Below are 21,772 nucleotides of genomic sequence, written 5' to 3' on the forward strand. Positions count from 1 at the left end.
TGCGGCGCGCCCCGGTTATGGGGAGGGGTGCGGTGCGCCCCGGTCACGCCGTCGTGGTGCGGGGGCGAGCTGGAATCTCGTCGCGGTGCGCATCGCCCCACCGTTCGAGCGGCCGCAGCGCGCGATTCAACTCCACGCCCAGGGGTGTGAGCGAATACTCCACGCGCGGTGGGATTTCCGGATAGATCTCGCGGTGCACCACACCGCTGGCCTGGAGATGGCGCAGGTTCTCGGCGAGCACCTTCTCGCTCACGCCGGTCAGCAGGCGCCGGATATCGCCGAAGCGCACCGGACCGCCGCCCAGCACCCACATCAGGTGCAGTCTCCACTTCCCGCCGACCACATCGATGGCGATGGACATGCCACACGCCGGGTGATCCGCGTCACCGGATTCGCTCATCGCACCCCTCCTGACCCTATTTCCAACCTGTGGGTAAGCAACCACACCCGAACGTGCGGTCTTCCCGAGGCTACCGACGGCGGCCACCATCGAATCCGTCGCCGATACCGATTCGGCCGGAATTCGAAGGGACACACCATGTCTGATCAGCGCGAATCCGTCTCCGTCATCGGCCTGGGGCCGATGGGTCAGGCCATGGTCCGGGCCTTCCTGAAGGCCGGGGTCGAGGTGACGGTCTGGAATCGCAGCCGGGGCAAGGTCGATGCCGTGGTCGAGCTCGGCGCGAAGCCGGCGGCCACCGTCGCCGAGGCGCTCGACGCCAACGCGGTGGCGGTGCTCAGCCTCACCCACTATGCCGCCATGTACGACGTACTCGGTTCGGCCACCGAACATCTGGCGGGCAAGGTGATCGTCAATCTGTCCTCGGACTCACCCGAACAGGCGCGCAAGGGTGCGGCCTGGGTACGTTCGCACGGTGCGGAATTCCTCTCCGGCGGTGTCATGTCGGCGGGCGACAATATCGAGCATCCGGCCTCGTACATCTTCTACAGCGGCCCGCGCGCGGTCTTCGACGCGCACGCCGAACTGCTGCGCCCGCTCAGTCCACAGGAGTACCTGGGTGTGGATGACGGTCTGGCACAGGTCTTCTACCAGGCGCTACTGATCATCTTCCATCCGTGGATGCTGGCCTTCGACCAGGCGCTGGCCTTGATCGACAACTCTGGCAACGATATCGACCGCTTCCTGCCGTTCGCCCTGCGCTCCAACGAGGCGTTCCCGTACTTCATGAACGATTTCGCCGCCGCGGCGAAGGCGGGCGGCTGGGGCGACCGCGCTCAGCTGGTCATGATGGACGCGGGCGCACAACACATTATCGACGCCAGCGAGGAGGCCGGCGTCGACGCTGCGCTCTCGCACACCGCACAGGCGTTGTGGCGCAAGGCAATCGACGCCACCGCTGCGACAGGGCAGGCGGTCCCGGTGTACCGGCTGCTGCGCGCGGGACGCTGAGCGCCGACGCGCGAGATCGTCGGAGCCCTGCTAAGGTTCGGCCTGCTCTTTTCAAGCTGTACGTGGGGGATTCACGGTATGAAAACTGTTCTGGCAGTTGTGTTCTGGATGGTCATGGGGATCGCGGGGGTGGTGAGCGGCATCAATTCGCTCAATGATCACCAGGTGAAGTGCGGCGGTCAGGTCATGCATGACGGGGACCGGTGCGAGGAAATGCGCAACGGCAGTCATTCGACCACAAGGGATTACGCCTCGCAGCAATCCTCGAACCATGGTGACGGGTGGTTCAAACTCGGGTTCGGGGTGATCGCGATTCTGGGATCGGGCTTCGTCGGCATCCGCATGGTGCAGGCGGTCAACCGGAGCTGAGCGCGCTCAGCGGGTGGCGAGGAATTCGATCGCCGCGGCGTAGCCCTGGATGCCCATGCCCGCGATGACGGCGGTGGCGATGGGGGAGACGAATGAGTGGTGCCGGAACTCCTCGCGGGCGTGCACATTGCTGATGTGCACCTCCATGATCGGGACCTCGGGGATGACCAAGGCGTCGCGCAGGGCTACCGAGGTGTGGGTGAGGCCGCCGGGGTTGATGACGATGCCGGACTCCACCCGCCGGGCGGCGTGGATCCGGTCGATCAGTGCGCCTTCGGAATTCGACTGGAAGGTGTTGACCTCACGGCCGAATCGCGCGGCCGTCTTGTTGCAGAGCTCGACTATGTCGTCGAGCGTGTCCGAGCCGTACACCTCGGGCTGCCGAATACCGAGCATGTTCAGGTTAGGACCGTTCAAAACGAGGATCGGACCCACGGTGTCAGCCATGGGCGCCATCTTATTTGCCTCCGCTCCGCTCCGGCTGGTTCGCGGCCCTGGGAGTCTCACTTCTTCCCTCCCTCCGCTCCTCCGCTCCAAGGCGCAGGTCTATGGAGCCGCAGTCCAGAAGCGAGACGGGCCGCGAACCTTTGCGGGTTAAAGCCCTCTGGGGCCTTCCGCGCGCAGGTCGTCGACCTTGCGCATGGCGCCGCGGAGCTCCTCGAGCCATTCCTCGGCGTGTTTGCCCGCGAGCTTGACGGTCCAGGCCAGCGCGTCCGAGCGCGAGCGCGCCACGCCCGCGTCGATGAGGGTGTCGAGGACCTTGCGTTCGGGCTGGCGGAGCCGGGTCATGACCGGAACCGCCAGGTGGGTGAAGAGGATTCGTTCGTCGCCGACCCGCACACCCCAGGCGACACTGCGGCCGTAGCGGGCCTGCGCCTCCTGGGCGATCTGCATGCGGGCGCCGCGGGTGGATTCCCGGAAGCGTGAGACCAGGCCCTCGCGGGTGGCCTTGGGTACCTCCGCGGGCGCGTCGGCCGGTGTCTCGGCGTCGGCGGATTCGGCGGTGGGCAGGGGTAGTTCGCCGATGACGACGATTTCGTCGCGATCGATCTCGAGGGTTGCGGGTCCGGTGAACCAGTCGGCTGGCAACCTTCCGGCGAACCAGTCGGAAGCGTCTGCGGCATCGGGCAGATCGGCCTGTTGCCAGCCGCCGGGGCGGCCGAATTCACGGCCGCGGTGTCCGTACTTCATAGCGGTCACTCTCACTTGCTGTCTGGAGTTGTAATACTGATTACAACGTTACGTTCATTTCGGCGGATTGGATTCCGCTCTCGGAGAACGGGGTTCGGGATCCTGCCCAGCGCGGTTGCGCAAGGGCGTCACGGGGTAGTCCATGGCGGCGTGAATACGCCAGGGGCCGTAACCGACCGGTGATCATGTAAGTGGTCCCTGCTGACCGAAATCGGCACTATGGTGGTGCTCAATACGTGTACGCCTGGTGGAAAGGTGGCACCGCGGGTGTTGTGAACGCGGTACCGTGGTCCTGTTGCTGATGTGGCAAGAGTGAAGAGTGGGCGATATGGATGTGTGGGGATCCCGCCGCTTTCGGATTCGTGGCGCGATCGTGCTCGCGGTGGTGCTCGCCGTCGCGATTGCGATGGGGTCGTGTGCTTTCCGGGAGCGATCGACGGGTGCGGAGGCAGTGGTCGAGCGGTTCACCAGCCTGCTCGACAAACAGGACTATGACGGCGCGGCCCGGCTGACGTCCTACCCGAACGGTGCTTCGGCAACGCTGAAGCAAGTTTTCAGCGGCCTCAATCCGGGCAAAGCCGACTACCAGATGACCCAATTCATCGGCCTCGACGGCAATACCGGACTCTTCAGCATGACCGCGGCCTGGAACTTCGGCGACAAACGCGACTGGAAATACGATCTGCAGGGCACCGTCCGCAAACTCAGTGTGGGCTGGCGCATCTCATGGGATCCGGCCCTGGTCATCCCGCAGCTGGACAGCAAACGCAATGTCAAACTCGTCCGCACCTACGCCGCCCCGTCCCCGCGGGTGAACGATATCGTCGGCGCGCCGCTCATGACCGAACAGACCATCAATGTGGTCAAACTCGATCCGAGCAAGACCGGCGATCCGGTCGGCTCCAGCAATGCCCTGGCCGCCGCCATCGAACCGGTCGCTCCCCTCATCACCGGACCCGTACTGCTGCAACAACTGTCGGCCTCACAGGGCAAACCCATCGTCGCGGTCAACCTGCGCGAGGGTGACTTCGAAATCCTCGAACCCCGCATGGCCGCCATCCCCGGCGTGGTGCTGGAGAAGCAGCCCCGGCTCATCTCCGCCGACCGCCGCGTCTGGTCGCCGCTGCTCGATGCCATGCGGAAGGTCTGGCAGGACAACAATGATCAGCGCGCCGGCTGGGGCGTACAGCTCTTCGAACCGGACGGCGCCTTCGTCACCCAGCTCGCCGGTGAACAGGGTCCGCCCGGACCGGATATTCCCGGCACCATGGATCAGCGCCTGCAGCGCGCCGCCGAGGATGCCGTGGTGAGTGTCGGCACGCCCGCCTCCATCGTGGCGATCCAGCCCTCCAGCGGTGCGGTGGTCGCGGTCGCGCAGAACAGTCAGGCCAGCGAACACGGATCGGTCGCCTTCACCGGGCTGTACCCGGTCGGCGGCATGATCGAACTGTTCAAGAACATGGCCGCGCTCACCAAGAAGAAAGCGCCGCAGGATGTTTCGGTCGGCGATGCGGCCGATGCGGCCAGTCAGCTCGGCGTCGGCCTGGACTTCAAGGTGCCCGGCCTGGACGAGACCACCGGCCGACTGCCGTCGGGCGCGAACGCCGCCGAACAGGTCGGGCGCGGTAATGCCGCCGACTCGTTGCTGGCCAGCCCGTGGGGGATGGCCATCGCCGCCGCGGCCATCGCCAATGGCCAGGTGCCCAAACCGATGATCACCATCGGGGTGCCCGCGCGCACCGAGGCCGATCTGCCCGCGCTGCCCGGCGATGTCATCGATCGACTGCGCACCATGCTCCGCGACGGCGCCGCGGCCCCGGAGTCGGCCAGCCTCAACAGGTATCAGGGTGTGCAGGCGTACGCGGCCACCGCGGGGAACAACGGCTGGCTCATCGCCACCATGGGTGATCTCGCCTTCGCCATCCACATCGACGATGTGGACAGCTCGGACGCCACCGCCCGCATGGCGGCGCGGCTGCTCCAGTCGCTCGCGACCCCGGACTGACTTACCGGCGCACCGCCCGCACGGCGGCGCGCCAGCCCAGCAGGAACAGGCCCAGCGCGGTCGCGGCCACGATGATGAAGCTCAGTGCGGTGCCCTGCCCGCTCACCACACGCAGCAGCATGCCGCCGATCAGCGTGCTCAGCCAGACGATCACACCGGTCGGCCACACCGCGCGCGCGTCGAAACGCCGTGCGGCATCGGCACCCTCACGCCGCGCGGCGACCGCGAGAGCGATCAGCCAGCCCAGTAGCAGGCCGACGCCGAACGGCCACACCGTACGCAGCATGCCGGCCAGCACCGCCTCGTCATGACTGCGTCGGCCGATCGCGCAGAACACGATCACCAGTACGGCATCGACGAGGAAAGGCACCGATCTCTTCACGGGCCAAGGCTATCGGGCGGTCGTGGCGCGCCGGCGTGGGGACACGCCCGGCCGTCAGGACTCGGCGGGCGGCGGATTCGGGCGACGGCGATCGGCGATCAAAGGGGTACCACCGCGCTGGGTGAATTCCTTCTCGTATTCGGCATCGTCGGCTTGCGGCTTGCGGAACAGGAAAAGGAAGACGATCCAGCCGATGATCGCCACCAGAATAAAGCTGACCAGGCGGTACAGGAACGCCGCCGCCACCGCCTGCGCGGCGGGCAGCCCCGCCGCCGCCGTCAGTGAATAAATGAGCGTGGCATCGACGTACACGATGCCGCCGGGCGCGAAGGGAATGGTGCCCACCGCTTTTCCGGCCGCGAAGGCCAGCATGAGCCCGGCCAGCCGGGGATCGGCGCCCACCGCGTAACAGGCCGCGCCCAGACAGGCCACATCCGCCAGCCGATGCACCAGCGCCCAGCCGGTGACCAGCGCGCCGTCCTTCTTGCCCAGGTCCACCGACTCCAGCTGATTCAGGATCTCGCCGACCTTCTCGGTGCCCGCGTCCACCGGTCTGTGCCGAATCCTGTTGATCAGATGCAGGATTCGATGCAGCACCGACTCCACCGTGCCCGGATGCCGGGACACATAGTTGAACGCCCACACCAGTGCGGCCACCGCGCCCAGCGACAGGATCACCTTGACCGGGCCGATCCGATCCCCGCCGAGCACCGCGCCGAACAGACCCAGCAGCGTCAATCCGGCGGTCGCCACCACCCCGGACATGACCAGCTGCCAGGAGGCCACAATCGGACTCGCACCCCAGCGGCGCATCTGCCGATAGGTGAAGGCGGTGGAGAACACCTGCCCCGCGGGCAGTGTCAGCGCCATACCGGTGGCCCCGTAGACCACCGTCACCGATTTGCGCTGACTCACCTCCACGCCGCCCGCGTGCAACAGCTGCTTCTGGATGCGGCCGAATCCGCTCATGGAAAACGCCTGCATAACCACGCAGGCCACCACCCAACCCCAATGGATTTCGGTGAGGTTCTGCCAGGATTCGTGCAGGCGCGGATATAGATAAAAACCTTCGGAAATCAACAAACCGAGCAGCGCGGCACCGAGAACCCATTTGGCCCACCAGAACCTGCCGCGGCGCGAGTTCTCCGCGGGCGGCGCAGGTTCGCCGGCCAGCTCACCATGGGCCGTCACAACCTCACCCTAACGAACCAGCGGTGGCCTCGTCTGCATCCGTAGCGTCGATTGTTTGTTTAGGCCAGGCCAGACGTGTTTTCCGGCGGCGGCCCCGGAGCTGAACTTCTTCCCCTGTTTCCCAAAGTCGCTGTTCGTTCGCATCCGCGAAATACAGTGCGCTACTGGAGGTCAGCACTCGTTCCGGGCGATCCTTCGCGAGTTCGGTGAGGCGGGAAGCCTCATTGACGGGGTCACCGATCACGGTGTACTCGAAACGATTCGCACCGCCGATATTCCCGGCCACCGCCAGACCCGCCGAAACACCCATACCGATATCCAGGCCGGGCACCTCGCGCAGGGCTTCGCGCAGCTCACGGGCGGCGGCCAGGGCCGCTGTCGGCGCATCCGGGCGATCCAGCGGCGCACCGAAGATGGCGAGCGCGGCATCGCCCATGAATTTATTGATCAATCCGTGGTGCCGGTCGATCACATCCACCACGATGCGGAAGAACTCATTGAGCAGGCTGACCACTTCGGTCGGCGGGCGTTCCGCGGCGGTCGCGGTGGAACCGACCATATCCACGAACAACACCGCGACAAATCGTGTTTCACCACCGAGTTCGGTGCCGTACTCCAGGGCTCGCCGCGCCACATCCTCACCGACATGGCGGCCGAACAATTCCTGAAGTTCGCGACGTTTCGCCGCTTCGCCCATCATTCGGTTGAAGCCAACCTGTAGCAGCCCGATTTCCGAACCGTCGAAAACCTCGACCTGAACATCGCGCGCACCTTCCTGTACGCGATCAATGGCCTGGCTGAGCTGGCGAATCGGATCGGAAATACTCGCCGCGGTGAGCATCGAAAGCGCCAGCGCCTGCATGATCACCACACCGCACAACAGCAGAATCGATACCGCCAGCGACTGCGCGGAAAACTGAACGCGCGAGGAAATCTGCGTGACGCACAACAGCACGATTGCGATCACCGGGGCGAAGGTGCCCATCCCCCAGGTCATGGCCATCCGGGTGCCGACACCGGCGGTCAGCGTGTGGTCGAACGCGCCGACCGTCAGCGCCTCCGCCGCGACCGGGCGCAGAATGCGCTCACCGAGCATGTAGGTGAAGCCGAAAACAATGGTGGCGGCCATACATTCGGTGACGATAACCGCCGCCGCCAACTGCGGGGTGCGCACGATGATCACCGAAGCCAGCACCGCACCACCCACCAGCCACAGCACCAGATGCACGATCGACTGACGCAGCGGTGCGTGCAGCGCCGCCATCTGCTCCTGCCGGCTCGGCGGTCCACCCCGCACCTGCCAGCGCATCACCGGCCGCAGCATCAGCGCCGACGCGGTCAAACTCAGCAGTCCACCGACAATGAATACGAGTGCGGGCAGCAGTAGGCCGGTCTGGCGTGTCGCACTCGAGCCGCCTTCCGGAACGGGCAGGCCGTACTGAATGAACGCCCACACCAGGACAGCACCGAACGCGTTGGCCGCGAGCATCGATGCGAGGTACAGCGGCCAGCGAGTTCGCATGGTCTGTTTGACCGCTTCGAGGGGCGCTGACACGATCACCAATCTAGCCGTTGCGTCTCTTCCCGATCTTGTCGCGCTCCCGCGAATGGTTCAGCTGCGCAGGTCCGCGGCGCGGCGAAATACGATGTTTACCCAGTAGGCTCGCGGGCGTGAGTAGTCGTTCGCCGAACGGGAGAACTGATTTCGTGAGGTCGGGGTAACTCGTGGGGTACGTCCAAAGTCGCTTCGGCTCCCACCGTTACTACGCGTGCGCGTCAGTGAACGGCTCCCAAGCCGTGCGCCAAAGGTGCGGAGAGGCGGAATTGTGAGTGACGTGCAGGCGGAGTCAGGCCACTCCGGTAGACCGGGCAAGGTTCGGCGGCCCGCTGCCGACGCGGTGCACCCGCTGGTCCGGGAGAGCGCCGAATGGTGCTGGCGGCTGCTGATCATCCTCGCCGCGATCTACGCCGTCGCGTGGATGGCGCATCGACTCTCGACCGTGACGATTCCGCTCTCCATCGCGCTGTTGGGGGCGGCTCTGCTGTCGCCGCTGGTGGATTGGATGCAGCGGCTCGGGGTGCCGCGCTCACTCGGTGTATTCGTCGCACTGGTCGGATCACTCGGACTGCTCGCCGGAATCATGACCTTCGTCGTCGAACAGTTCGTCACCGGTGTGCCGCAGCTGTCCGACGAGTTCAAGACCTCCGTGCACGAGGTACAGGACTGGCTGATCAACGGGCCGCTGCACATGTCCAATGAGCAGATTCGCAATGCCGGCGACACCATCGTCAAGACCATCGAATCCAATCAGGACACCCTCACCAACGGGGCGCTGACCACCGCGACCGTCATCGGCGAATTCTTCACCGGGACCTTCCTGACGCTGTTCATCCTCATCTTCTTCGTCTACGGCGGCGATCAGATCTGGACCTTCGTCACCCGCATCGTCCCCACCCGCCAGCGCGAACGCGTGCGCACCGCAGGGCGACTCGGCTTCGGCAGCCTCACCGGATTCGTGCGCGCCACCGTGCTGGTCGCGGCCGTGGACGCCATCGGCATCGGCTCCGGATTGGCGATTCTCAGTGTGCCGCTGGCACTTCCGCTGGCCTCGCTGGTCTTCATCGGCGCGTTCATCCCGATTATCGGTTCCTTCATCGCGGGCTCGGTGGCGGTGTTCATCGCGCTCATGACCAAGGGCGCCGTCACCGCGCTCATCGTGCTCGGCATCACCATCGCGGTCATGCAGCTGGAAGGGCATGTGCTGCAACCACTTCTGATGGGGCGCGCGGTGCGCATCCATCCGCTGGCCGTCGTACTCGCCATCGCCGCGGGTGTGGTGCTCGCCGGAATCGCGGGCGGTCTGCTCGCCGTACCATTCGTGGCGGTGCTGAACACCGCCGTTCGGTCACTGCTCGCGGACTCACCGGATGAGCTCTACCAGGAGCTACACACCGGCGATCCGCATAGACCCATGTTCAGCGCCGAACCGGATGTGCCGGACGAGGGTCGATTCCAATTGACCGCTTCCACAGGTGAGCCTCCCGCGAGCGCCGCCGGTGACTCCGCGGACTGAACCGGACGCACGCGACGCCGCGACCGCGCCACTGTGGCGGGCCGCGCAGGCTTTTCGGCTCGTCACCCTGCTGTACGCCATCGGCCAGCAGTTCGCCTCGGTGCCGCACTACACCAATCAGCGATTGAGCTGGGTGCTCATCGCCCTCATGGCGGTGTGGTCCGGCGTATCCGCGATCCTTTTGTCACAGTGGCGAATTCACAATGTGCGTGAGGTACGTACGGCGGTGGTGATCGGCGATCATCTGGTCGTCATCGCGCTCATCTTCGCGACCCGGTTGGTCGCCGACTACGACTGGTATCACGGGCATCAGACCCTGCCGACCACGCTGTGGGCCGCCAACGCCGTCATGTCCGCGGCCATCATGTGGGGTCCGTTCGGTGGTATCTGCTCCGGATTCCTCATCGCGGCTGCCATGGTGACCGCCCGCGCCCAATGGGAAATGGACCTGTGGCGCGATGCCACCGCGCCGGTCCTGGTATCGGTCGGACTCGCGATCGGCCTGGCCTCCAACACCGCCCGCCGCGCACAGGCGCAACTCCAGCGTGCGGTACGGCTCACCGCCGCCGCGCAGGAACGCGAACGACTCGCGCGTGAAGTGCACGACGGCGTACTCCAGGTGCTCAGCTACATCAAACGGCGCGGCACCGAGATCGGCGGGCCGACAGCGGAGTTGGCGCAGCGGGCGGGGGAGCAGGAGGTCGCCCTGCGGGTGCTGCTGTCCGAACAGGGCGGACGCGCCGATACCGGTGGCGCGGAACAGGATCTGCGACCCCTGCTCACCGCGCAGGCCACCCCGTCGGTGCTCATCTCCACCCCCGGCGAGCCCGTACCCATCGGCCGATTCGAGGCCCGGGAGATCTCCGCGGCGGTCGCCGCCGCCCTGGCCAATGTCGCCCAGCACGCCGGGCCTACCGCGAAAGCCTATGTGCTGCTGGAGGATACCGGTGAAGAGCTCATTGTGAGCGTGCGCGACGACGGTCCGGGTATTCGCGCCGGACGTCTCCTCGAGGCCGAAGGTCAAGGCCGCATGGGTGTTTCCCGCTCCATCATCGGCCGCATCGCCGCACTGAACGGCACCGCCCAACTGCTCTTCGAAGCCGATGGCGAGGAGGGCTCCGGAGCCGAATGGGAATTCCGGGTGCCGAGGCGGGACCGATAATGGGAGCCGATCGCAGCAGGATGACCGAATCGGGAGGCGAGCGTGTCTGAAGACGCCGGGGGCGAACGAATTTCGATCATGGTGGTCGACGACCACCCGATCTGGCGCGAGGGCGTGGCCCGCGATCTCGCCGAGGCGGGGTTCGAGGTGCTCGCCACCGCCGACGGCGTCGCCACCGCCGCTCGCCGTGCCAGCGCCGTCCAACCCGATGTCGTCCTCATGGATATGCAGCTCCCCGACGGCAATGGCGCGGACGCCACCGCCGAGGTGCTGCGCGTCTCCCCGCGCAGCCACGTGCTGGTGCTCTCCGCCTCCGCCGAACGCGATGACGTCCTCGACGCCATCAAGGCCGGGGCCATCGGCTATCTGGTGAAGAGTGCCTCCGCCACCGAACTGGTGGCCGCCGTCCGCGCCACCGCCGCCGGTCAGGCCGTATTCACCCCGGGCCTGGCCGGATTGGTGCTCGGCGAATACCGGCGCATCGCCAACACCCCGCCCGAACGCGATGAACCACACCGCCCCGCCCTCACCGACCGCGAGACCGAGGTGCTGCGCATGGTGGCGAAAGGGCTCTCCGCCAAACAGATCGCCACCCGCCTGAGCCTGAGTCACCGCACCATCGAGAACCATGTGCAATCCACGCTGCGCAAACTGCAACTCGGCAATCGCGTGGAGCTCACCCGCTACGCCATCGAACAGGGCCTGGACGGCGAATAGGGGCCGCGGATCAGGGATTGCCCTGATGCGCGGCCGCCCACCGACTCGTAGCCTCGAATACATGGGAGGTCCAGAATCGGTTTCCAGTGTCGAGGCCGCCGTGGTGGGCGACCGCGACCTGCGGGTATCGGATGTAGAACGCGAACACGTCGGACGGCTGCTGCAGCGCGCGGTCGGACTCGGCATGCTGTCACTGGGGGAATTCACCGAGCGCATGGATACCGCGCTCGCCGCCAAAACCCGCGGTGAACTCAATGCGGTGCTGGTCGACCTGCCGGGTATCCGGCTCGCCGGGCAGCCCGCGCCGAAAGCGCCGCAATTCAATTACGCGCCCCGCCCGCAGTACGGGTACACCGCGCGCCCGCAGTACGCGCCGCGCACGGTCCATCAGGTGCCGCCCGGCAATGTGATCCGCAGCCGCCTCTCCAACGTCAAGCGACACGGCAATTGGCATGTGCCGCAGACCATTCTGGTCGACTCGTTGCTGGGCAGTGTGCGCCTGGACTTCACCCAGGCCATCATGTCCACCCAGGTGGTGGAGATCCGCGTCGACGACTACCTCAGCTCGCTCGAACTGATCCTGCCGCCGGACGCGACGGTCGACCTGAACGGTTTGGAGCTGATCGGCGGCAGCGCCGAGACCAAGGTGCGCACCGGCCCGCCGATCGGACCGCTGCACGTGGTCGTCTACGGCAAGGTGCGCTTCGGGTCGGTCAGCGCCAAGCACCCCTTCGGCACCCAGTGGAAGAAGTTCCTCAACGGGGCCTAGCCATCGACCGGCGATCGGTTCGAGTGGGGATGGTCACCGATCGCGAATAGGGTTCGGCGGCAAGCTTTCCGGCCGGTATCGTCACGCCCATGGCGCCAGGTACCGGAGCGGCTTCGACCCCCGAACCACTACTCCGGACCGGTCGCGGTGCTCCGCTGCTGCTCCTGCACGGTGTACTGCTCACCTGGCAGTCCTGGATTCCGGTCATCGACGACCTGCGTGCGGACCACGACATTCTGGCCCCCACCCTCCCCGGACACCACGGTGGTCCCGCCGCCGCCCATCCGGCCACCGTCGCCGGACTCGCCGACTGGGCCGAGGCGCTCATGGATGAAACCGGTTGGCGCACAGCGCATATCGTCGGCAACTCGCTCGGCGGCTGGATAGCCCTGGAGCTCGCCGCTCGCGGTCGCGCGCGCACCGTCACCGCCATCTCCCCGGCGGGCGTGTGGAAGGATCCGTCCTCGGCCGACGCCCTGGTCCGCAAATTCCGCGGGATGAGTCCGCTCATCGGCTTCGGCTCGGACACCCCACCGGTGCTGCCCGGCATGATCCGCAGTCTGCTGCTTCCCCTGCTGGCCCACCACCCCGGCACCGTCGCACCCCAGCTGGCCCGGGCCATGGCAGCCGCCCCCGCGCACTGCACCATCCTCGACGACCTGGCCGAGGATCCGGCCCTGCCGACAGGTTTCACCGGCCTATCGGACCTGACCATCCCCACCGCGGTGCTGCTCCCCGAATTCGATCGGGTGCTGCCGCCCCGGCTCTACCCCCTACTGGCACCAACCCCCGCGCTCGAAATCCATCCGCTCCCGGGGCTGGGTCACGTTCCCATGCTCGAGGCTCCAGCCCGCATCACGGCCGAAATCAGGGCCACCATCGCTCGGGAATCCGCGGTTCGATCCGCCTGACCTGCGGTGATTTCGGTACTGGGCGACCACACCCAGGGAAGTCGAGTAGGACCCCGACCGCGAGCGAGTGTTTCTACTCATCCGGCCGAACCCGCTGGTCGCGAGCATTACCGGCATGAATACAGCCATCGATCCCCGTTTGATCGCACGGTTGTCGACCGAGTTCACCTCCCTCAGCGAGCACATGGGAATCCTCGGCCGCGACCTCGAGGTCCTGCGTACCCAACTGATCGTCGATCCGCTCGTGGCGCGACCCGCCGCCCCCTTCGCCCCGCCCGCCGCCGCACCGGCAGCGGGCGTTCCCATGTTCGGCCCCGGGCAAGCCCCGCGCCCGGGACCGGACCTATCCGGTTCCGCCGAAGGGGAGGCCGATTCGGCTGCCGAGCCGATCCCTTCGCCCTCGGCGCCGGGAGCGAGTGGGGGTGGCGAGGCCCTGCCCCAGCCCGGAGTCGTGCCCGGAAGTTCCCAGGCGGTGCCCGGAGGTTTCCAGGCGGTGTCCGGGTACGCCCAGGCTGGCCCGGGTTATGCGCAGTTGGCACCGGGTTATGGACAGACGGTGCCGGGTTGTGGACAGACGGTGCCGGGTTACGCACAGGGCGGTCCGACGGGATATGCGCAGGCGGGGGTCGGGCGCGCGGGGTGGATGGGGAGTTCGCAGGGTGGGTATCGGACGATGCCGCCGCTTCCGCGGCAGCAGCGCAGGGGAGTGCCGGTGCGGGAGCGGCGGGCGCCCTGGTGGCAGCGGGAAGGGGTGGTCAGCCGGGTGCTGGCGGTGGCCGGGGTGACGGTGACGCTGATCGGGGTGGTGATGCTGCTGGTGCTGGCGGCGCAGGCCGGATTCTTCGGTCCGGTGCCGAGAGTCGTTGCGGGGGCTGTCTTCTCGGGTGTGCTGGTGGCCTTCGGGGTGCGGGTGCACGGGAAGGCCGGGGGACAGGTCGGGGCGGTCGCGCTGGCGGCCACGGGTATCGCAGGGGGATACCTGGATGTCGTTGCCGTGACGACCAACTACGGTTGGCTGAATCCCGTTGTGGGATATGCGATCGCACTGGGGGTCGCGGCGGGCGGGGTGGGGCTCGCCATGCAGTGGCGGTCGCAGGCGCTGGCCGTCCTGGTGGTGGTCGGAGCGGCGCTGCTCGCGCCGGTGATCACCCTCGAAGTGGCATTGCTGGTATTCCTGATCGTGTTGCAGATCGCCGCTGTACCGGTGCAATTGGGACGGGATTGGCCGTATCTGCATATCGTGCGGACGATTCCGGCGGTGCTCGCGACGCTGGTCGCGGTGGCCGCGGCGGGTCTGGGCGATGCCTCGCGTTGGCATCGGTACGAGGTGCTGGCGGCGGCCGTCGCGATCGCGGTGGTCGGATTGGCGGGCACGGTGCTCGTGGTGCGGCGGCGGTCCACGGATATCACCGCGAGCCTGACCTGCGCGGCGGCGACCATGCCGTTGCTGGCCGCGCCCGCCATGTTCGAACGGCCGACCGCCGTACTGATCTCTGCCGCATTCGCCGTGGTGCTGCTGACGCTCGCCGCGCTTCGTTGGGTGCCGAAACTCGCTGAGCGGGTACGGATTCCGGGACATCTGGCAGTGGTCGCCGCCGTTGCGGGGGCCTTCGCGGTACTGGAGACCTGCTTCGGAGTGACCGATACGCACACCCTGCCGGTCGCGTTGTTCCTGGTCGCCGTCGCCTTCCTGGGCGCGGGCGGGCAGCAGCGGTCGCGGGTGGCCGCGGGTATCGGCGCCGCCTTCGGGGCGCTTGGCATGGTGGCCTTCCTTGATATCGCGGGTCCGGCCACCCTCTCCGATCAGTGGTATGCCCAAGAGCGCCTGGGTATTTCGACCGCACTCTCCGCCGCGGCGGCGCTCGCCGCGCTGGCCGCCGCGTTCCGGTGCGCCCGCCGACTGGGTCTGGTCGCCCGGGAGAGCGATGCGACGGCCGTCGCCGTGGTCGGCGGTATGGCGGGCCTGTATGCCGTTACCGCACTGACGGTTTCGCTCGGCGTGGCCACCGGTCGCCAGGACGGGTTCCTCGCCGGCCACGGTATCGCCACCGTGGTGTGGATGGCCGCCGCCACCGCGGCGCTGTTCTTCGGTCTGCGCAGGCTCTCCCGCGCCCCGCAGTCGGCGAAGGTGGCGCTGGCGGGCGGCCTGCTGGTCACCGCCGCGGCACTCGCCAAGCTGTTCCTGTTCGACCTGGCCACCCTCGACGGCCTGCTCCGGGCCGCCGCGTTCCTGGTGGTCGGTGTACTCCTGCTGCTGGTGGGCACCCGCTACGCTCGCGCCTTCGCCGAGGCCGGTGAGTCCGCGCGGCGCGGCTGAGCCGAGACCCCGCCGAGATACGAGAACGCCCGGCCGAGTGGATAACTCGGCCGGGCGTTGCGCTGTACTGATTCAGTCGCGGTTCTGGCGACGGAGCAATTCGTTCACACTCACGGTGCGGCCGTCGCCACCGCGGTGCTTACCCTCGTCGTCGTCATCATCCTCGGTCTTGCCGGTGCGGCGGCGCGCCGAACGCAGATCCGACATCCACTGTTCGATACTGCTGCGCCCACCACCCTGCGGCTGCTCCTCGGCCGAGTGATGCGTCGGATGCGGTTGCGCCCCATCGGATTCGGCGGATTCGGATTCCAGCAGCTGCTCCGCCTCGTGCGGCTGATACAGCTGGGCCCGAGTGGCCGGATGCGGTGGCATCTTCTGCGACGGCGGTGGCAGTACCCGTTCGGCGCCGATCACATGCGGCGGCTCCGCCGGTGAGTCCTGCTGCGCCGCAGCCGGAGTCGGGGCCGAAGGCGCCTCGACCAGCGGCGGCGCCGGAGCCGTGGGCGGCGTGGGCGGAGCCGATATCGTCGGAATCCCGTTCTGCGGGGCGGGTTTGGCCGGTGCGGTCGCCTCCTGGGCGGCGACCTCGCGGGTCGGCGCCTCGGAATCGCTCTCCGGAGTGCTCGGCGCGCTACCGGGCATCCCCGAACCGATGGTCCGCGGCGTCACACCGGAACCGGCCTGCGCCGGAGCCTCATTCGACACCTCGGGCTCCGGAGCGGGCCCGGAGGCTTCGCCCGTGGGCGCGCCGAGATTGGTGAGCGAAGCCGGTTTGGCCGGCGGCGGCGGGAACCCGGCCGCCGCGGCGGGCGGGCTGCCCGCGGGGGGCGACCAGGGGGCGGACTGTGGCGGTCCGAACGGACTTTCGCCGCCCGCCGTCGTTGCCGATCCGGTCGGAGTCGAACCGCTCGGGGCCGAACCGGGGGTCCCCAGAATCGGCCCACCGGACTTGGTGATGCGCTGGGTCGGCGCCTCACTATCGATATCGATCTTGCGCGGCGCACGCGGTTTGCGCAGTCGCAGCGCCGCCGAATCCGTCAGCGCCGGAATCTGCATGGTGACCGGATCGGTGATCGGTGTGGTCTTGACCAGGTCGACCACCTCACCGCCACCGGGCCGCTCATCGGCGAGCATCGGCTCGCCGAGCCCGATCTTCTGCTGGATCCGCTTCATCCAGGCCGGAGCCCACCAGCAGTCGTCGCCGAGCAGCTTCATGGTGGCGGGCACCAGCAGCATGCGCAGTACGGTCGCGTCGATGAAGAGCGCCGCCACCATGCCGTAGGCGATGTACTGCATCATCACCAGATCGGAGAAGGCGAACGCGCCGGTCACCACGAGCAGGATCAATGCCGCCGCGGTGATGATGCGCCCGGTCTGCGCGGTACCCGCCCGCACCGCCTCGGTGGTGCTCGCGCCCTGGGCGCGCGCCTCGACCATGCGGGACAACAGGAATACCTCGTAGTCCACCGAGAGGCCGTAGATGATCGCGATGATCAGCACCAGCACCGGCGCCGTAATCGGCTGCGGTGTGAAGTTCAACAGCGACGCACCATGACCGTCGATGAAGATCCAGGTCAGGATGCCCAGCGTCGATCCCAGGCCCAGCGCACTCATCAGCGCGGCCTTCAACGGCAGTACCAGTGAGCCGAAGGTGAGGAACATCAGGATCGTGGTGACCAGCAGGACGATGCCGATCATCCACGGCATGCGATCCAGCAGCGAGTCGAGACTGTCCATCATCAGGACCGGCTGACCGGTGACCGCGAGCTCGACACCGTCCGGCAGCTCCATCGACCGCAGGTAATCGACGGTCGCCTCGGGGTGCGAGCTGTCCTCGACGGTCGCCTCGGAGACCCAGACGTTCGAGCCGTTCGGCGGTTTGGCCGGGGTGCCGAATTGGCCGTTCTTCACCAGCCCCGGAGCCTTGTTCGCCTGCTGGAGAATCGCGCCGATATTCCTGGAGTTGTCGGTGGTGATGACCAACTGCACCGGATCGGATTTACGCAGCGGGAAGGTCTCGTCGAAGTGCTGCTGTGCCAGTCGAACCGGATTATCCGGTGGCAGATAGGTTTCCGAGATTCCACCGAATTGCAGATTCTTCACCGGAATGATGAGCAGCAGCAATCCGATGGTCAGCGGGATCGCGACCTTGAGCGGATGCTTCATCACCCAGGCGGTGAGCTTGCCCCAGAAACCGGCCTCGATCTCCTCGGCGGTCTTGGTCTTGCGAATCCACTTGAGGCTCAAGCTGTCCACGCGCCGGCCGAGAATGCTCAGCAGCGCGGGCAATACGGTCAAGGAGGTCACCATGGCCAGCAGGACCGCGGCGATGGTGCCGTAGGCGACCGACTTCAGGAAGCCCTGCGGGAACAGCAGCATGCCCGCGCTCGCCGCGATGATCATGGTCGCCGAGGAGGTCACGGTGCGACCGGCGGTCATGACCGAACGGCGCACCGCCGCACGCGTGTCGTACCCCTCGGCCAATTCCTCACGGAAGCGGCTGACTATGAAGAGGCCGTAGTCGATGGCCAGGCCCAGGCCGATCATCGAGACCACGGCTGAGACGAACGAGTTCACCTCGGTGTATTTGGTCAGCGCCATGATCATGCCGTTGGCGGCGATGATGGTCAGACCGCCGATGATCAATGGCAGTGCGGCGGCGACGATGCCGCCGAAGATGAAGAACAGCAGGATCGCGACCGCGGGGAGCGCGAGCATCTCCATGCGCTTCACATCGCTGGCGATCGTATTGTTCAGCGTGTAGGCGATCGGTTGCAGACCGCCGACCTCGACCGTCACATCCGGAATCGCGAAGGCGTTCTGAACCGCGCCGTAGGCCTGCAGCATCTCGGTGTCGTTGTTGCCGTTGAGAGCGACGGAGGCGAAGGCGCGCTTTCGATCGGTACTGGCCGCCTGCGCGAGCTGCTGACCCGTCTCGGTCTTCCATGGCGAGGCGTTGACCTTGGCGATCTGCGGGTACTTCTTCGGCAGCGAGTTGAGGCTGTCGATGACCTTCCGGCTCCACGCCGGATCGTCGATCGTCTTACCGTCGGGCGCGGTGTAGAGCAGCACCACATCACTGTTGTGATCGCGGCTGTACACCGAATCCTTCAGCACCGCCGCATGTGTCGACTCGGAATTGGGGTCGAACCATCCGCTGGAGCTCAGGTGATCCTCAACTCCGAGCCCGAACGCACCGAGCGAGAGCAGGGCAGCGACCACTACACCCAGAACGGTGTAGCGCAGCTTGTAGACCAGGTCGCCCCAGCGGGTGAACACTAAGCGACTCCTTGAGCGGGGCGGGAGGTGAGCAGCGCTGTCAGCGGCCGGAACGGCTGCAGCCATGCTCCCTCGTCGGGCAGCGAGTCGAGGCTCACCCTGGGCAGCGGTTCACGGAACACGCCCGGGATGTCCTCGAGGTCGACGAACTCGAGAATATCCGACGTGACTGCCCAACTCGCGTGCTCACGGAATCCGAGCACCTGAACTGGAACGCCACTGGCGGCGATCTCCTCGAGCGGTGCGCGGAACGCCTGACCATCGGCGGAGGCGACCATGATGCCGGCCAGCCCCGCGCCTCGGCGGCGTAGCTCGATGTGGGCGAGCATATCGCTGTCGACGTCGGAGTCTTCGTCGATTTTGGGTTTTGCGAAAACGGCATAACCGACATTTCGCAGCGCCTCCACCCATGGCCGCACCACATCGGCGGTGCCGGGGGCGATATTGGTGAAGACGGTGGCCTCGGGCTCCACACGCTGACGGCTGCCGACCGACAGCTCCGCGGTGCGCGCGAGCAGCCAGCGGCCGAGCGCGTCGAAGCGCGGGCGGTAGGCGGCGGTGGGGCGGCCACCGAGAATCGCGCCGAGCCCCATATCGAGGTTCGGTGCGTCCCAGACCAGTAGTACGCGACGGAAATCGGTACTACTTCCGGAAAGGCCGGTGGTGCCCGCTAGTTCGGACGATGCAGTGCCGTGCATTATTTCGGCAACATCCGCGACCTCCGGGGCCATCTCACTGACGCTCATGACTCGATCTTCCCCCAGATGAACTCCGTGATGGCGCTACCCGCGCGGAGTCCTTTTCCTTCGAACTTGGTAATCGGACGTTCAAAACCGATCGGTGCGGTTTCAAGGTACCGCGAAGAGTCCCCACCCGTGGCCTCATTCATACCGATGAGCTGGGATTCTCCCTTGCCCACCTCGGCAATATGCTCCGCGTAATCCGCGTGATCGGTCGCGACATGCAACACGCCGCCCGGCTTGAGGCGACTCGCGATAAGTGTCAGGGTCGTCGGCTGCAACAGCCGCCGCTTATGGTGGCGCGCCTTCGGCCACGGGTCCGGAAAGAAGACGCGAACACCCGTCAGCGATTCCGGAGCAATCATGTTTTCGAGTACATCGACCGCATCTCCGCGCAGTAGCCGAATGTTCTCGATGTTTTCCCGCTCCACCCGCTGCACCAGCTGGGCCAGCCCCGGCTTGTAAACCTCGACGCCGATCAGATTGAACTCCGGCTCGGCCTGCGCCATGGCCGCGGTGGCCGTGCCGGTGCCGCAACCGATCTCGATGATCAGCGGTGCGCTCCGGCCGAACCAGGCGTCGGCATCCAGCAATTTGTCCGAGACGTCCGCGCCGATCCGCGGCCACATCCGCGTCCAGGATTCCTGCTGCGGGGGCGTCAGTGCGCCGCGCCGCGAGCGGAAGCTGGTGACGCGGGGGTACAGGCGGTTACCACCCACGGCGCGAGGCACGCCCTCGACGGGGTGATCACCGTCACCGCTGTGGTCGGCGGACCGCGGTCCGGGGACTGGCTCGGCAGTGTGGTTCGCGGCGTCGTTCACGGCGTCCATTCTCCAGTATCGAATGGTTAGCGCAGCAATCGACTACGTGTTCGGGCGTATGCCATCACTCAGGCTGCCAGGCCCGACTCCTCGGCGGCGACCTGCTCCGAACCGGGTGTCAGGGCCAGTCCGAACGTGACTCGCATTGCGGTAGTTGCCAATTCCACCATGCCGCGCCACTGCGCGGGCCACAGCGCTACCGACCAGACGGTCTTGGTTGTGGGTTCTGTGAGAGTTTTCCCGGCGATCCGATCGGCCAGCCAATCCAGGCTCAACGGGGTCGCCAGGGGTAGCAGCGAGAAGTGCTCGCTCAGCCGATCGCGCACGTACCAGACCGCCGCACCCGCCTCGCGGTACCGCTCGACCTGACCGTCGATCCCGGTCACGTCGATGACCTGGTCATTGACCGGATGCACCACCAGTACCGGGCAAGCGGGCGCGTTATTGCCGAGCCGGATGTCGTCGAACATGCCCTCCAGCTCGGGGAGTACCTCGTGCAGCGGACGATGCAGGTAGTTCTCCATGCGGCGGCCGATCAGCATGGGCAGCGCCGCGATCGGGCCCAGATTCTGCACCCGATCCAGCAGGCGTTTGCCCTCCTCGGTGAAGTCCTTGCGGATCACATCGGCGAGAGCGGGATACACCCGCCGCAGCGCGGCGACCACCAGCGGTGGAAAACCGGCGAAGAGGCCACCGTCCAGCCGCAGGAACACCTCGCGCGGATCACCCACCGGCGCGCCCAGCGCGGCCCCGACGATATTCAACTCCGGCGCGTACTCCGGAGCCATCTCCACGGTCCAGGCACCGGCCATACCGCCACCGGAGTAACCCCACACCGCGATCTTGGTATCCGGTCGCAGGCCCAGCGGCGCGAAGCCGAGCGCCGCGCGCACACCATCGAGTGATCGATACCCCGGCTCCCGCGCGGCGCCGAAATTCCCCTGCGGCCCTACATGATCGGCAATGGTCACCGCCCAGCCGCGGCGCAGCGCGTTCGCCACCAGCAGCCACTCCAGCTGGGTGATGGAACCCGGCGACAGCGCGCCCAGCCGCAGCGCGTACGACGGCGCGCAGCGATCGGTGACCGCGTCGATGGCCGATCCGAACACCAGCAGCGGCCGCTCCGGATCGGGTGTCGCGCCCCTGGGCAGCAGCACCGTGGTGACCGCGACCTCCGCCGTCCCGCCCAAATCGCTACTGCGATACAGCAACTGCCACGCCGTCACCTGCTGCGGGACCACTCCGAGCAGCGCCAATTCCACTGGGCGACTACGCAGTACAGTGCCGGGGGCATGCAGGGCGAAGCCATTGGGCGCGCGGAAGAAGGGGTCCGAGCCGGGCGGCAGCGGACGGGTGGAGGCCGGAGTCCGCCACTGCGCGCCCCGATCCCGCACCACCAGTGCGCCGCCATTGCGAGTGGCGGGCGCGGCGGA

The 21,772-nt window shown here is 67.0% G+C and carries 19 protein-coding genes; 9 read left to right on the forward strand and 10 right to left on the reverse strand.

All coding sequences use genetic code 11. The features are described from left to right. Positions 1 to 43: 43 nt before the first annotated feature. Positions 44 to 400 carry a winged helix-turn-helix transcriptional regulator gene (locus OHB26_RS12440; RefSeq protein ID WP_330184326.1) on the reverse strand — a complete coding sequence of 119 codons (357 nt, stop codon included), beginning with the start codon at positions 398 to 400 and terminating at the stop codon, positions 44 to 46. Positions 401 to 538: 138 nt separating this feature from the next. Between OHB26_RS12440 and OHB26_RS12445 the strand changes: the two genes are divergently transcribed. Continuing rightward, complete coding sequence (locus OHB26_RS12445; RefSeq protein WP_330184327.1) at positions 539 to 1,411, forward strand: NAD(P)-dependent oxidoreductase; 873 nt, start codon at positions 539 to 541, stop codon at positions 1,409 to 1,411. A gap of 78 nt (positions 1,412 to 1,489) precedes the next feature. Further along, a complete protein-coding gene (locus OHB26_RS12450; protein ID WP_330184328.1) occupies positions 1,490 to 1,780 on the forward strand; it encodes a hypothetical protein in 291 nt (96 codons plus the stop codon). 6 nt (positions 1,781 to 1,786) lie between these two features. Here the strand turns inward: OHB26_RS12450 and aroQ are convergent, their stop codons facing one another. Both aroQ and OHB26_RS12460 read right to left on the reverse strand, forming a co-directional pair. Next, entirely contained in the window at positions 1,787 to 2,227 is a 441-nt protein-coding gene (gene aroQ, locus OHB26_RS12455; RefSeq protein WP_330184329.1) for a type II 3-dehydroquinate dehydratase, read from the reverse strand. A gap of 147 nt (positions 2,228 to 2,374) precedes the next feature. Continuing rightward, positions 2,375 to 2,971 carry a hypothetical protein gene (locus tag OHB26_RS12460; protein ID WP_330184330.1) on the reverse strand — a complete coding sequence of 199 codons (597 nt, stop codon included), beginning with the start codon at positions 2,969 to 2,971 and terminating at the stop codon, positions 2,375 to 2,377. Between the two features lie 328 nt (positions 2,972 to 3,299). Between OHB26_RS12460 and OHB26_RS12465 the strand changes: the two genes are divergently transcribed. Continuing rightward, complete coding sequence (locus tag OHB26_RS12465) at positions 3,300 to 4,976, forward strand: NTF2-like N-terminal transpeptidase domain-containing protein (protein WP_330184331.1); 1,677 nt, start codon at positions 3,300 to 3,302, stop codon at positions 4,974 to 4,976. A gap of 1 nt (position 4,977) precedes the next feature. Here OHB26_RS12465 and OHB26_RS12470 read toward each other — a convergent pair whose 3' ends face one another. The 3 genes from OHB26_RS12470 to OHB26_RS12480 are packed head-to-tail and all read right to left on the reverse strand — an operon-like array spanning position 4,978 to position 8,071. Next, positions 4,978 to 5,358, reverse strand: a complete 381-nt coding sequence (locus OHB26_RS12470; RefSeq protein ID WP_330184332.1) for a DUF3054 domain-containing protein — start codon at positions 5,356 to 5,358, stop codon at positions 4,978 to 4,980. A gap of 54 nt (positions 5,359 to 5,412) precedes the next feature. Then, positions 5,413 to 6,549, reverse strand: a complete 1,137-nt coding sequence (locus OHB26_RS12475) for a lysylphosphatidylglycerol synthase transmembrane domain-containing protein (protein ID WP_330184333.1) — start codon at positions 6,547 to 6,549, stop codon at positions 5,413 to 5,415. Between the two features lie 4 nt (positions 6,550 to 6,553). After that, positions 6,554 to 8,071 carry an adenylate/guanylate cyclase domain-containing protein gene (locus OHB26_RS12480; protein ID WP_330185612.1) on the reverse strand — a complete coding sequence of 506 codons (1,518 nt, stop codon included), beginning with the start codon at positions 8,069 to 8,071 and terminating at the stop codon, positions 6,554 to 6,556. Between the two features lie 313 nt (positions 8,072 to 8,384). Here OHB26_RS12480 and OHB26_RS12485 point away from each other — a divergent pair, with 313 nt between their 5' ends. The 6 genes from OHB26_RS12485 (at position 8,385) to OHB26_RS12510 (ending at position 15,499) form a co-directional block, all read left to right on the forward strand. Further along, positions 8,385 to 9,623, forward strand: a complete 1,239-nt coding sequence (locus OHB26_RS12485; RefSeq protein WP_442943008.1) for an AI-2E family transporter — start codon at positions 8,385 to 8,387, stop codon at positions 9,621 to 9,623. After that, positions 9,607 to 10,785 carry a MacS family sensor histidine kinase gene (macS, locus tag OHB26_RS12490; RefSeq protein WP_330184334.1) on the forward strand — a complete coding sequence of 393 codons (1,179 nt, stop codon included), beginning with the start codon at positions 9,607 to 9,609 and terminating at the stop codon, positions 10,783 to 10,785. The genes OHB26_RS12485 and macS overlap by 17 nt, the downstream gene beginning before the upstream one ends. A gap of 78 nt (positions 10,786 to 10,863) precedes the next feature. Then, entirely contained in the window at positions 10,864 to 11,502 is a 639-nt protein-coding gene (locus OHB26_RS12495) for a response regulator (RefSeq protein WP_442943009.1), read from the forward strand. Positions 11,503 to 11,605: 103 nt separating this feature from the next. Further along, on the forward strand, positions 11,606 to 12,271 hold the full coding sequence (locus tag OHB26_RS12500) for a DUF1707 SHOCT-like domain-containing protein (protein ID WP_330185614.1): 666 nt from the start codon (positions 11,606 to 11,608) through the stop codon (positions 12,269 to 12,271). An 89-nt stretch (positions 12,272 to 12,360) separates the two neighbouring features. After that, positions 12,361 to 13,182 (forward strand): alpha/beta fold hydrolase, encoded by an 822-nt coding sequence (locus OHB26_RS12505; RefSeq protein ID WP_330184336.1) that lies wholly within the window; start codon positions 12,361 to 12,363, stop codon positions 13,180 to 13,182. 115 nt (positions 13,183 to 13,297) lie between these two features. Further along, on the forward strand, positions 13,298 to 15,499 hold the full coding sequence (locus OHB26_RS12510; protein WP_330184337.1) for a DUF2339 domain-containing protein: 2,202 nt from the start codon (positions 13,298 to 13,300) through the stop codon (positions 15,497 to 15,499). Positions 15,500 to 15,571: 72 nt separating this feature from the next. Here OHB26_RS12510 and OHB26_RS12515 read toward each other — a convergent pair whose 3' ends face one another. The 4 genes from OHB26_RS12515 to OHB26_RS12530 are packed head-to-tail and all read right to left on the reverse strand — an operon-like array spanning position 15,572 to position 21,739. Further along, the gene (locus tag OHB26_RS12515) at positions 15,572 to 18,778 is read right to left on the reverse strand and encodes an MMPL family transporter (RefSeq protein WP_330184338.1); all 3,207 of its coding nucleotides are present in this window, start codon (positions 18,776 to 18,778) and stop codon (positions 15,572 to 15,574) included. Continuing rightward, positions 18,778 to 19,524 carry an NYN domain-containing protein gene (locus OHB26_RS12520; protein ID WP_330184339.1) on the reverse strand — a complete coding sequence of 249 codons (747 nt, stop codon included), beginning with the start codon at positions 19,522 to 19,524 and terminating at the stop codon, positions 18,778 to 18,780. Before OHB26_RS12520 ends, OHB26_RS12515 begins: the two co-directional genes overlap by 1 nt. Next, positions 19,521 to 20,348 carry a tRNA (guanosine(46)-N7)-methyltransferase TrmB gene (gene trmB, locus OHB26_RS12525; RefSeq protein WP_330184340.1) on the reverse strand — a complete coding sequence of 276 codons (828 nt, stop codon included), beginning with the start codon at positions 20,346 to 20,348 and terminating at the stop codon, positions 19,521 to 19,523. The genes OHB26_RS12520 and trmB overlap by 4 nt, the downstream gene beginning before the upstream one ends. 59 nt (positions 20,349 to 20,407) lie before the next feature. Continuing rightward, a complete protein-coding gene (locus OHB26_RS12530) occupies positions 20,408 to 21,739 on the reverse strand; it encodes a lipase family protein (protein WP_442943010.1) in 1,332 nt (443 codons plus the stop codon). Positions 21,740 to 21,772: the final 33 nt, after the last annotated feature.

This window comes from Nocardia sp. NBC_01503, assembly GCF_036327755.1.
In the GTDB taxonomy this organism is placed as follows: Bacteria; Actinomycetota; Actinomycetes; order Mycobacteriales; family Mycobacteriaceae; genus Nocardia.